The sequence below is a fragment of the Streptomyces sp. NRRL B-24484 genome, from assembly GCF_000717715.1.
In the GTDB taxonomy this organism is placed as follows: Bacteria; Actinomycetota; Actinomycetes; order Streptomycetales; family Streptomycetaceae; genus Kitasatospora.
In genome coordinates this window covers 1-11,755 of the sequence record NZ_JOAI01000087.1, presented here as the reverse complement: position 1 = coordinate 11,755, position 11,755 = coordinate 1, and the positions used below count along the sequence as shown (strand labels likewise).

At 70.2% G+C, this 11,755-nt stretch carries 7 protein-coding genes and 1 pseudogene; 6 read left to right on the top strand and 2 right to left on the bottom strand.

The window, feature by feature from the left end; all coding sequences use genetic code 11:
- A pseudogene (locus tag IE98_RS0140690) lies at positions 1-474 on the bottom strand (oligosaccharide flippase family protein); the annotation flags it as partial.
- 921 nt (positions 475-1,395) lie between these two features.
- On the opposite strand from IE98_RS0140690, the gene IE98_RS0140685 reads away from it, so the two are divergent.
- The 6 genes from IE98_RS0140685 to IE98_RS0140660 all read left to right on the top strand — a co-directional run bounded on the left by IE98_RS0140685 (position 1,396) and on the right by IE98_RS0140660 (position 10,233).
- Positions 1,396-1,677, top strand: a complete 282-nt coding sequence (locus tag IE98_RS0140685) for a type II toxin-antitoxin system Phd/YefM family antitoxin (RefSeq protein WP_043176302.1) — start codon at positions 1,396-1,398, stop codon at positions 1,675-1,677.
- A 5-nt stretch (positions 1,678-1,682) separates the two neighbouring features.
- Positions 1,683-1,961, top strand: coding sequence for a type II toxin-antitoxin system RelE family toxin (locus IE98_RS0140680; RefSeq protein WP_030277675.1), 279 nt, complete (start codon positions 1,683-1,685; stop codon positions 1,959-1,961).
- Positions 1,962-2,170: 209 nt separating this feature from the next.
- Positions 2,171-4,765 (top strand): DEAD/DEAH box helicase, encoded by a 2,595-nt coding sequence (locus tag IE98_RS0140675; RefSeq protein ID WP_159401243.1) that lies wholly within the window; start codon positions 2,171-2,173, stop codon positions 4,763-4,765.
- A gap of 756 nt (positions 4,766-5,521) precedes the next feature.
- On the top strand, positions 5,522-7,504 hold the full coding sequence (locus IE98_RS0140665) for a pentapeptide repeat-containing protein (RefSeq protein ID WP_078661697.1): 1,983 nt from the start codon (positions 5,522-5,524) through the stop codon (positions 7,502-7,504).
- Between the two features lie 507 nt (positions 7,505-8,011).
- Positions 8,012-8,863: a transglycosylase family protein gene (locus IE98_RS52450; protein WP_324605852.1), complete on the top strand. Its 852-nt coding sequence runs from the start codon at positions 8,012-8,014 to the stop codon at positions 8,861-8,863.
- Positions 8,864-8,931: 68 nt separating this feature from the next.
- Entirely contained in the window at positions 8,932-10,233 is a 1,302-nt protein-coding gene (locus IE98_RS0140660; protein ID WP_030277667.1) for a helix-turn-helix domain-containing protein, read from the top strand.
- Between the two features lie 171 nt (positions 10,234-10,404).
- On the opposite strand, the gene IE98_RS0140655 is transcribed toward IE98_RS0140660, so the two are convergent.
- Entirely contained in the window at positions 10,405-11,628 is a 1,224-nt protein-coding gene (locus tag IE98_RS0140655) for a hypothetical protein (RefSeq protein WP_030277665.1), read from the bottom strand.
- Positions 11,629-11,755: the final 127 nt, after the last annotated feature.

Below are 11,755 nucleotides of genomic sequence, written 5' to 3'. Positions count from 1 at the left end.
GTCCTGCAGGACGAAGACGGTGTAGGCGGAGGTCGCGGTGATGAACAGGATCGCGGACCAGGGTTCGCGCAGCTCGGTCAGCCCGGGTGCCAGCTGCGGGGCGAGGAGGACGAAGCCGGCCGCGACGGCGGCGCCGGTCGCGGTGGAGATCGTGTAGCAGCGGATCACCAGGCGGCGGCTGCGCTCTCCTGCGGTGGGCAGGAAGCGAACCAGGACGTCGCCGAGGTTGAGGGAGCCGAGGGTGGCCAGCAGCATCGCCGCCGAGAGGAGGGCGTAGCTGCGGCCGACGGTGGCGGTGGTGAACCAGCGGGCGGCCAGCAGCCAGAACAGGGCGCCGAGGCCTGCGGCCACAACGGCGCTGGCGGCCAGGATCCGCCCATTACGCACCAGCGGCGTCCCCACTGTTTGGCCCCTGGTGCCGTTCTGCATGCGCTCGCGCAGCTGGGCGAGCGGTGCACCAAATCTGTCCTTCATGCCCGCTGCTCGGCCGGTGAGGGCGTCTGCGCCGGGCTTGGTGTGGTGCATGGGGCTTTCGGGCGGTGGCCTCTCACCGGCACGGTCGCTGTCGGGTCGTCGGGCCCGTGCAGGGGCCGGTCCATCGGGACCCGGCGCATCGTCCTGCAGCCGGTGCAGCGCACCGTGCCGCCCGGCTTCGCCCGCGTGCCCTGCGTGTCGAGCCCGCAGGTCGCGCACCTGGGCAGCACGAAGACCGGAAGGATCAGGAGAAACGAATCGGGCATGGGACAAACCGTGCCAGGCCGGGTGGGGGCCGGGCGGGAATCCACGCCCGGGTAACTCGTCCGGTTCCCGAAAACGGTGTTCGGTCGGTCGCGGCCCGATCCTCCGGGCGCCGCTGTCCCGGGGCGGTCAGAAGGCGGCCCCGACCGGGGGGAGTTTGGGGCCGCCGTGCCGGAATGCTAGATCACCCGAACCGTGCGGTACAGCGCCTTGACCAGGAGGTTTATGGTCCGCGCACGGACCATGACGCCGAGCTGCGGACGGCACGCGTACGGCCCGGTCGCCCTGTGCAGGGGCGGCCGGGCCGGTGAAGAGGGAACGGCCGGTGAGCCCACCCCTTCACCCGGGACGCTACGGCCCTGGCGGCCGACGGCGGGAGTAACGCGCCGCCCGTCGGCGACGCTTCACCCGCGAGCACCAGGGCCCAGCTGGGTCTGGCCGGAGCAGGGGCGGCCTGGGCCGAGGGGAGACACCGCGGTCCGGCTGCGCAGGGAGCAGCCGGACCGCGGTGTCAGGAGGTGAATCCGGCTCAACCGGTTCCGCGGCCGACCCTAGGGCGTCCCAGGCGGGGCCGGCGGGAGGCGCGCAGGCAGCAGGGGGTGGGCGGGCTCTTGCGATCACGACATGAAACAGATGTACATCTGCTACGCTTGTTGCATGTCTGAGCCTGTGATTGCTTCCATGGCGGAGGTCCGCAGCCACCTGGCCGATGTCCTCGACCGAGCCCGTCAGGACGAGACGCCGACGATCATCACCCGGCGGGGCCGGGAAGAGGCGGTGGTGCTCGACGTCCGGGAGTACCGGCGTTTGAGCAGGCTCGCCGAGGAGGTCGAAGAGGCCTGGCTGAACCGGCTGGCCGACGAAGCCGAGGCCGAAGGCCTGGAGGGGTCGGTCTCCCTGGAGGAGATGGCCGCGCTGCTGCGCGAGCGGCGGGACTGACCCCGGTGGGGCACGTCACGCGGTTCACCGCGCACGCCCAGCGGGACATGCTCAAGATCCCAAGGCCCGACGCCCTGCGCATCCTGCGCCGCCTCACCGAGCTGCAGCAGGCACTGGACGACGGGGACACCAGCGCCTTCGACATCAAGGCCCTGCAGGGCCACAACGCGCGCTGGCGCCTGCGGGTCGGGGACTACCGCATCGTCTACACCGTCGACGACGGCCGCCTGATCGTCTGGGTCCTCGCCGCGGGCAACCGCCGCGACATCTACCGCAACTGGTAGAGCGACTGCCGACCAGGCCAGCGCCTGCCGACTTGATTGGGAAGCCGCCGCCCGCGCCCGCCGACGCATCCCGTCCCCGCCCGCGGAGGGAGTACGCACCTCAGCGGACGGCAAAGCCGCGGATGCGGGCACGATCTGCGGGGAACTGTGGCCCGCGGGCGGGGTGCCTGCGGGTGTGTCGATGGAACGTCGAAGAGGAGTCCGTCTTCGTGAGCATCGTGAAGCCCGGCCTGACGGCCGCTCGGCCTGTCGGCGGCGTCTCCCTGCGGGGGCATCAGGAGGAGGCGCTGGAGGCCATTGTGCGGGGCCTGACGCCCCGTCCGGGGCAGCCGGTGCTGCCGGGTGGGCTGCGGGTGACGGTGCAGATGGCCACCGGCTCCGGGAAGTCGTTCGTCGGGGCGGCGGCGGGGCAGAGGCTGGCGCCGCACGGGGTGGTGCTGGTGGTGGTGCCGACGCTGGATCTGCTGCTGCAGATGATCGGCTCCTGGCGGGCCGTGGGCCGGTCCGGGGAGGTGTACACGATCTGCTCGCTGATCGACTCCGAGCTGCCCTACGGGGTGAGGGCGACGACCAGTCCGCTGATGATCGGCATGTGGCTGGACCAGGCGGCCGCTCGCCGCCGGCCGGTCACGTTGTTCGCCACGTACGCCTCGGTCGGCGCCGTGGCGGACGCCTACAGGTTCTGGGCCGAACGCCAGGGCAAGATCCTGTCGCCGCTGGCCCTGATGGTCTGCGACGAGGCCCACCGCTCCTCCGGCAGCATCGAGAAGTCCTGGACCGTCGTTCACGACCAGGGCGAGATCCCCGCCGAGCGGCGGCTCTACATGACCGCGACGCCCCGGATCTGGGCGCCACCCAGCGCGGCCATGAAACGGCGTGAGGACGCCCACCAGCCGCTCCCGGAGGAGTTCGCGGTGTCCATGGACGACCAGCGCCTCTACGGCCCCCAGGTGTTCACCCTGGGCCTCGCAGAGGCCATCGACCGCAAGCTGCTGGCGCCGTTCGAGGTGGTGGTGCTGGAGCTGCGCGAACCGCGCGCCGACCGCGACGGCGCCGAGCGGCAGGGCGTGCCCTGGGGGCCGGGCGTCGGCGAGGCCCCCGACGGGAGCGAGGACGAGGTGCCGGCCGCACACCTCGCCGCGATCCAGGCCGGCCTGATCAAAACCGTCGTCGAGCGAGGGCTGGAGCGGTGCATCACCTTCCACAACCGCACGCTCGAAGCCCGCTACTTCTCCGAGACGCTGAACCAGACCGTCGAAAAGATGCACCACGAGAATCCGCAGAAATACCCGGCCGAAGTGTGGGCGCAGTGGCTGTCCGGCGAGCACGACGTGGATTTCCGCAAGGACGTCATCCGCGGGTTCGGGGAGAGTGAGGAGGACGACGGTCTCAAGCACAGGATCGTGTCCCAGTGCCGTATTCTCGGCGAAGGAGTGGACATTCCGAATGCAGACTCGGTCGTACTAACCGGCCGGGGCAGCATGGTCGATATCGTCCAGGCCATCGGCCGCGCCCTGCGGATCAAGCCTGGCGAGGGCAAGACGGCAAGCCTTATCGTGCCGATTTTCCTGGCGGCCGGTGAGGAGCCCGGGGACATTCTGGAGTCGGACAGCTACGGTCCCCTGGTCAAGATCCTCACCGCGCTCCGCAGCCACGACGCCCGCGTGGTCGAGGCCCTCGCAGTGCCGCAGCGGTCCGGCAAGCGCACCAAGGGGCGCAGCGCCGAGGCTGCCGGATTGCCTGGTGAGGGCTGGTCAGGTGAGGGTGGGTCGGGTGCGTTCACATTGCCCGTACGGTTCCAGTCTCCGGTGGATGAGAACGTGCTTGCGTTGTTCATCGCTTCGCGGGTGTTGAAGGGGGAGAATCAGTACTGGCGGGAGGGTATCAATCACGCTCGGCGCTGGTTCCAGGAGACGGGTGGGCTCGACGTTCCCTATTCGGAAATGGTGGGGATGGAGGGTAATTTTCCGCTTGGCAAATGGGTGTCGGACAGACGTTCTGAGCATGCGGTGGGTGAATTGGCGCGTCATCGGGTGGAGATGCTGGATGCGCTGGGGATGATCTGGTCAGTGTCGGATGCGCGGTTCGAGGTCGGCGTGGCCTGGGCTCGGGTCTGGGCGAAGGAGCACGGTTCGTCTCTGGCTGCTCCGGCGCGGGCCTCGATCGGGTCTTACCCAATCGGGACGTGGCTCGCGGAGTTGAGGGCCGCCGCTCAGGTGCCCGTGGGCGAGCCGGGGGCGCTGGCGCCGGAGCGACGCCGTGCGCTGGAGGAGATCGACCCGTTCTGGTGCCCCACCTGGCCGATCGTCTGGCAGCGCGCCTACTCGGTGGCGCGGATGTGGTGGCTGGAGTCCGACGGCCGCGTCGACTGGGCGCAGCTGCCGGAGGAGAGGGTGTTCGAGGGCGAGCAGCTCGGCCGCTGGGTCGTGGCGCAGCGCGCCGGCTGGCCCGGCCTGGAGCAGGACCAGCAGGACCTGCTGACCGCGATCGGTGTCGAGCCGGACCCGGAGCTGGTGGCCGCGAAGGCCGCGGCGGAGGCGAAGCCGAAGGTGTCCCGCGCGGACCGCTTCGCCCAGGGCCTGGCGGCTCTCGCGCAGTTCGTCGAGCGAGAGGGTCATACACGGGTCCCGCGCCCGCACAAAGAGCCGCTCGAGGTCACGGTGGCCGGCCCCGGCGGGGAGGAAAACGTGCAGATCGTGGCCGTGGGGCTGGGGGCATTCCTCAACAACACGAAGGCGAGGCGGGCGAAGCTGACGCCGGGGCAGCTCGCGCAGCTCGCCGAGCACGGCGTGGAGTGGGCATGAACAGCCACGACGATGGCCCTGTGGGGGTGCACTGCGGGGGCGTTGACTGCCACGGCGGGCACCTCCTCCCGGAGCGGTGGGATGCCACCCAGCAGCGGGCCACGCGTCGTGACCCCTGCATCGACAAGGGCATGCCCCGGGGCAGCCGGGGGCCGGTGTTCGGTCGCTGGGACCCCGACGAGCGTGCCGGGGACACATACAGCGACGACTACCTCGGCCCGCCACTCGACTGGTAGGCCCGGCGTCCCGGCCTAGCCGGTCGGGCGGCGGTAGGCTGCTGCAGCCCTGAGAAGCCACCGGAAGCCGCCACCCACCGCACGGGTGGCGGCCTCCGGCGTTCTGGGCGGCGGACAGGTGTATTGGACCTCGCTCCGTGGGGCGGGCCGTGAGCCCGCCCCACGCTCCTTCCCGTGTACGCCCGGTGGCCTTGCCCTGCCGCGGGTGCCGAGTGCGGTCCGCGGCAACCCGACGACACCGCCGCAGCAGCGGCGGTTAGAGGATCCGGACCAACGACGACCAACGACAGCCATCACCCGAGACCGATCGGCCCAGCTCACATCACCCAACCCTGATCAGCACGAACGCCCATGGACAATGACTGTCCTCGAACAGTTCCCCAGCGTCCTCCGTCCCCGTCCTCGAGGAGCTGTTTCGCGGACTCTCGGCGCTGTAACGGTCTGGGGCGACTCCTTCCGGGATCTGTCACAGCTTGCCGATCTCTTCCACTTGTCCGGCGGGAGCGGCTAGAACACCGTCATGACCGTCGCACCCAGTACGACCGTGTATCCCTGGCCCCATTGTGGAGATGGAGTCTCCACCGCCAACCCGGCGGGCTGCCCGGGCATACCCGCCGCTCCCGGCGGGCGATGCCTCGCCCATCTGTCGGCCGCGGACCGTGCTGCCCACCTTGCGACGCTCACTGCTGGCAGCAACCTTGACCTACGCGGCACCACCATCGACGAATCCCTCCTGAACGACATCCGCAACGCCTGCACCGACCCTGCAACCGGAAAGCCGGTCTTCGGCGCCGTCCGGTTCAACTCAGTCACCTTCTCCGGCAACGCCCGGTTTGACGCGGCCACCTTCACCGGCGACGCCTGGTTCACCGCAGCCACCTTCGCTATGACCGCATCGTTCGTCTCGGCCACCTTCACCGGCGAGGTCTCGTTCGGCTCGGCCGACTTCACCGGCGACGCCTGGTTCAACGCGGTTACCTTCACCCGTGAAGCCTCGTTCGAATCGGCCACGTTCACCGGCAACGCCTGGTTTGACACAGCCACCTTCACCGACGATGCCCAGTTCGACTCGGCCACCTTCACCGGCGATGCCTCGTTCGAATCGGCCACCTTCACCGGCAACGCCTGGTTCACCGCAGCCACCTTCGCTAACCCCGTCCAATTCGCCTCGGCCACCTTCACCGGCAATGCCCAGTTCGCGTCGGCCACGTTCACTAGGACTGCCTCGTTCACCTCGACAACATTCGCTGGCGACGCCTCGTTCGCCTCGGCCACCTTCACCTACACTGGCTGGTTCACCTCGGCCACCTTTGCCCACACCGCTCGGTTCACCTCAGCCACCTTCGCCCACATCGCCCGGTTCGACTCAGCCACCTTCGAGGGCCTGCAGCATCTGGGGCCCATGACCTGTGCGGGATCGATCAGTTTCGACAGCGCCCGGTTCACCGGGACACAGGTCACGATCGAGGCAGCCTCCCCGTCCGTGACGTGTGAGCGCACGGCCTTCGAGGGCTCGGTGGTGCTGCGTCTGCGGTATTCCACGCTGCAGTTGAGTCGCGCAACGCTGGCCGCCCCGATGGCGCTGCAGGCCTGGCCAGTCCCGTTCGCACCATCGAATGGCACCGTGCTGGACGAGAGTCTCCTCGCCGCTGACGCACCTGATCCCGGCGTGCGGCTGGCTTCTCTGGACGGCGTGGACGCAGCTCATCTGGTTCTCACCGACGTCGACCTGAGCCGGTGCCAGTTCACCGGTGCCTTCCATCTCGACCAGATCCAGATCGGGTTCGGCTGCCGCTTCGCCGAGCCGCCGGCCGGCTGGCGCCGCCGCGGCCCGCTCCCGGCACGGTGGTCGCGGCGCAAGGTCCTCGCCGAGGAGCAGCACTGGCGCGCGCAGGTGGGTGGGCGGGCGGGGCGTGGGTGGCCGGCGGGTCCGCACCACGGGACACCGGAGCGGACGCCTGGACCGGACGACCTGGTGGGGGTGTATCAGCAGTTGCGGAAGGCGTTCGAGGAGGCCGGGAACGAGCCTGATGCGGCGGACTTTTACTACGGCGAGATGGAGATGCGCCGCCACGACCGTCTGCGGCCGCGGGCGGAGCGGCGCCTGTTGGGGGTGTATTGGCTGGCATCGGGGTACGGGCTACGGGCCTCACGGGCGCTGTCGTGGCTGGTCGCGGCGATGGGCACCACGCTGCTCTTGATGGTGTTGTTCGGGCTGCCGAACGACACCCCCGACCCACAGGCCACCGGCACCTACAGCGCCGGCACCGTCAAGGTCACAACCAAGACCCCCGACCCCGTACTCACCCTGCCCTGGAACAAGCGAGCCACCACCGCGCGGGCGGAGAAGGCCACCCTGGTGGTGGTCAACTCGGTGGTGTTCCGCTCCAGCGGCCAGAACCTCACCCTGCCCGGCACCGTCATCGAGATGGCGTCGCGCATCGGCGAACCCGTCCTCCTCGGCTTGGCCGCCCTCGCCGTGCGTAGCCGTGTGAAGCGCTGAGACGGCCCGGCTTCGCGGGGCGAGGCGGTTGGGTGCTGCTCCGGCCAGCGGGCCACCAGGTGTCCAGTGGACGTGAGCGGCCCCGGCGGGGCGTGGGCTGCGGGGGCGTAGACGGCCGCAGCCGGTCTCGCGAGCCCGGGCAGGTGGGCACGACGCGGCCCGGCCGCCCCGGGGGGCCGGGCCGGGCACCACGGGACGGGGCGGACATCGCCTCGCTAACGCGACCATACGACCGACCTCCCCCTGGGCCGGGAAGGCGCGCACGTGTTCCGGCAGCATCCTCCGACGTGGTGTGCGGCAGCCGGACGAGGCGGCGCGAGGCCGCGCCGCCGGCCGGTCGAGGCTGCCCGGCCCTGTGCGGTGCACGGGTGGCGCCGCGCAGCCGGGCGGGTGACGTTCCCGGGGTGTCGGCCGGGCGGCGGCCGCGGTGTGTGCGATCGCTGGAAGGGCGGGGCCCCCGGGGCGCTGGCCGCCCGATCGCCGACTTCTCGGGAAGTGAGTTCCGCCGTGCCCGTCGTGTCGCTCGCCCACCGGATCCTGCAGTTACTCCTCGCCCTCGCCTGCGCAGCGGGCCTGTGGACCGCGTTCGCCGCCCCCGCACAGGCCGCCCCCGTGCACTCCGCGCCTGCCGCCACGGGCACGGTCGCCGGGGCCGCACCGGCCGCCGGGCAGGGCGTCGACTGGGACAGGGTCGCGGCGTGCGAGAGCGGTGGCCGCTGGCACGCCAACACCGGCAACGGCTATTACGGCGGCCTTCAGTTCGACCAGCGAACGTGGCACGCCAATGGCGGCACCGCCTACGCGGCCCGCCCGGACCTCGCCAGCCGCGAGCAGCAGATCGCTGTCGCCGAACACCTTGCGGCCCGCCGCGGACTAGCCCCCTGGCCCATCTGCGGCACCCGCGCCGGCGGACGACCCTCCACCGGCCACCACACCGTGCCCACCCCGCGCCCGGCGCAGCAATCCGCCGCCCGGCAGCTGGACGCCGACCAGAACACGGCGGCTGCCGAACCGGACACTGCCGCCGACACGAGCCCGGCGGACGCCGCCAGCACTGTCGTAGTCCAGGACGGCGACACCCTCGACGCCATCGCCCAAACCCTGCAGGTCCGCGGCCGGATGGCCCGCCCTCTACCAGGTCAACTACGACACCATCGGCGACAACCCCGACCTCATCCTGGCCGGACAGACCCTCCGCATGCCCTGACCGCCTGTTGCGGCCCTGCGGCTTGCCGTCGGGGCCACTGCTTCGTGCCGTCGTCCCGCATGACGCTCGTCCACCTGCCGCTCGCCGGAGCGGCGGCCGCCGCAGGAAGCCGACTGCGGCCACGACACTGGTCACGGCGCGACGGGCGATGACGGCGGGCCTGCGGTCACCGACTGCGCGGTCGAGCGTGGCGTCCGCGCGACCCTCTAGGCTCTGGCGTATGTCGCTGCAGAGCCGTACCGATGTCGTCTCCGCGCTCGTGGAAGGGGACCCCGACCGTCTGCTCGGCACAGCCGAGAATGCCTGGCTCGACTTCAAGACCACGCCCTACGCTCTGCACACGGAGAAGGGGAAGTTCGAGCTGGCCAAAGACGTCGCCGCTTTCGCGAACGCGCAGGGCGGCATCATCGTCTGCGGGGTGCAGACCGTCCCGTTGGAGGCCGAGGCCAAAGACGTCGCAACGAAGCTCACCCACTTCCCCCGGACGCTGGTCAAGCTGCAGGCGTACCGGGACGTGGTCGGCGACCTGGTGCACCCGCCGGTCGCGCTCTCGTTCAACTGGTACAGCGCCCCAGGCAGCGAGGAGACGGGGTACCTCGTTATCGAGGTCGAGGCTCTGCCCGAGCAGGCCCGCTACGCGTTGGTCCGCAAGATGATCTCGGACAACGACAGGATGACCGAGGGCTGGTGCGTCCCCGTCCGACACGACGACCAGACCATTTTCGTGAACGCGCACCAGATCTATTACCTCATCAACACCACGCTCCAGGCTCGTTCGGGACCGCCGGCCGTGGCTGTGACCGCCCCAGGGGTAGACCCTGCCGAGGGCCGCCGCGAGCTGGCTGAGGTACTCGGCGCGGACGATGCCCCGGTCCTGTTCTGGCAGTCCACCCCGTCCTCCCCGCTCTCCGACTTCCTGGAACAGCTCCACCGGCCCGACGGGATCCGGCACCGGCTCATGAACCAGGACTCTCTGCGGGGCGAGGTCGGCTTCAACTTCGTTTCCTCCTACGCACCGCCGAAGCCGCACGAGGGCGGGCTCCTCATCGCCGACTCCCGGCGGGCCCTGTACGTGCGGGCCGACGGAAGCGTCGTCGCGGCCGCGAAGGCCACCGAGGACATGCTGTGCTGGGCCATGGACCGGATGGCTGGCGCCGAGCAGCTGAACGTCATCGCGCTGTCCGAGATGAACCTGGAGTACTTCCGCTGGGTCGACCGCTTCCTCCTCCCGCTCGCGAGCGGTCCCTGGGAGCACCGGATCACGGCCGAGCAGTTCGTCGGCGAGCGCCCCCGGCGGCTGGCCCCGGGGCACAATCCGCAGTTCCCGCTGCTGGGGCTCCAGTATCAGGCCAGCAGCAACGTGTGGACCCGTGCGTGGGTGGCCGACGGTGCTCCGGAGACCGATGCCTACCGGAGCCTGTCCAACATCTACGGCCTCTTCGGCCTCGCCGCCTCGCAGAACCCGTACATCACCGACGGTCGCGTCGACACCGCCAAGGTCCGAGCCGCCACCCACGCATGAGCAGCGGGAGCATGCGCCTGCGGCGATCTGGGCGAGTGTGATGTGCCTCTCAGAGCGGTCACGCGTGGGCGCCGGCCTTCCGGCGTTGCTGGTCGGCCGGAGGAGCGTCCGTCTACTTGGGCGCGATCCAGGTGTGGAGCGGGCGTGGCCGGTCCCGAGGGGTGAGGGCTCTCAACCAGCCAGCAGCGTCTCAGCATTGGGACCGCAGTTGGCGAGAGCACCGCCTGGTTCATCGACGGCGGTCTGCTCGGTGAACCAGTTCAGCAGGCACCCGCGGACGATGTGAGCAAACATCCACAGGTGCATGGGCACCGCACCGGCCTCCCATGCTGCGTTGCCAGAGCCATGGATCGTGTCGTTGCTCGGGCTCTCGGCGAGCGCCCCGTTGTCGTCCGTCTCCACGCAGGTCACTGCCATGGCGGGTGGCAGTGGCTGGCCTTCGTGCAGCAACTTCGAACGGAAGCCGTAGATCTTCTTGATCGCGGTGTCCAGCTGAGTCCAGTCGACTCGCCACTGTGGGCGCTGCGGGCGGTGCTCGGGAACCTCGGGTCGGTAGCGGTCCACGAAGTCACGAACCCGGCGGCCGGCGCCCAGCAGTCTGGCAAACTCCTTGGCCACCTTCGGCAACGCATCCTGGCCGCCGTCCAGCGCCTCGATGACGGAGGCGGCCTTCGGCTGCTCCTGTCGGAAGGTTTCCACCGGATCGGCCTCGGCCTGCACATGGACGGCAACAGCCTCCAACGCGGTCACCAGCTGCAGCCAAGCCTGCTCGGGATCGCTGACCGCAACCCAGAGAGCATCCGCGTACTGGCGTGCCGCCTTCGCCAGGACAAACGCCGACGTCGGGTCCAGCCTGGAGTACCCGGCCAGGAACTCCAAGCCGGGGCCGATCGGCTGAAGGCTGCCGCGCAGTGCAGGCAGCTGGATCCGGTAAGGTGCCGCGGGCACCATGCCGGGGACGTGGTGCCCGTGCATCTCCGGCACCCCCGCCGGGTCGCTGCCGTGAGGGAAGCGGCGCACCAGGCCGCCGGAGCGCAGGCGAATATTCAGGCTCAGGCTCAGCAGTGCGGCGACTTCCTCGTCGGGGCCGGCTCCGAGCCACAGCTTGCCGCGTCTCGTCGCGTCCTGGAGCGACCACTGCGCGCCGAGTTGCCGCTGCGAGTCGGCGTGCGGGATCCGCAGGACCAGCTGTCCGGTGGGCTGATCGCCCTGCCCGGCCGGGATCCCGGTCGTGTAGAGGGTGAACGGGCCGATGTTTTCAGGAGTCCCCAGCAGGTTGCTGTCGCTGTACAGCAGGCACTCCCACCCGTCCGACTCGAGATCGGGGTGGTGCCACAGCTGCCATCCGGTCGGCGCGTCGTACTGACCCACCTGCTGTGTTCTGCGCTTCGCCATCACACCCTCCGAGCTTCGTCCCCTTGTGCTATTGATCAGAAACTCAATTGGTTCTCGTCGAGGGTGTAGCGGACCTGCGAACCGTGGAAGTAGCCGCGGACGATGTGGGGTTGGCGCTGGCGTCGGT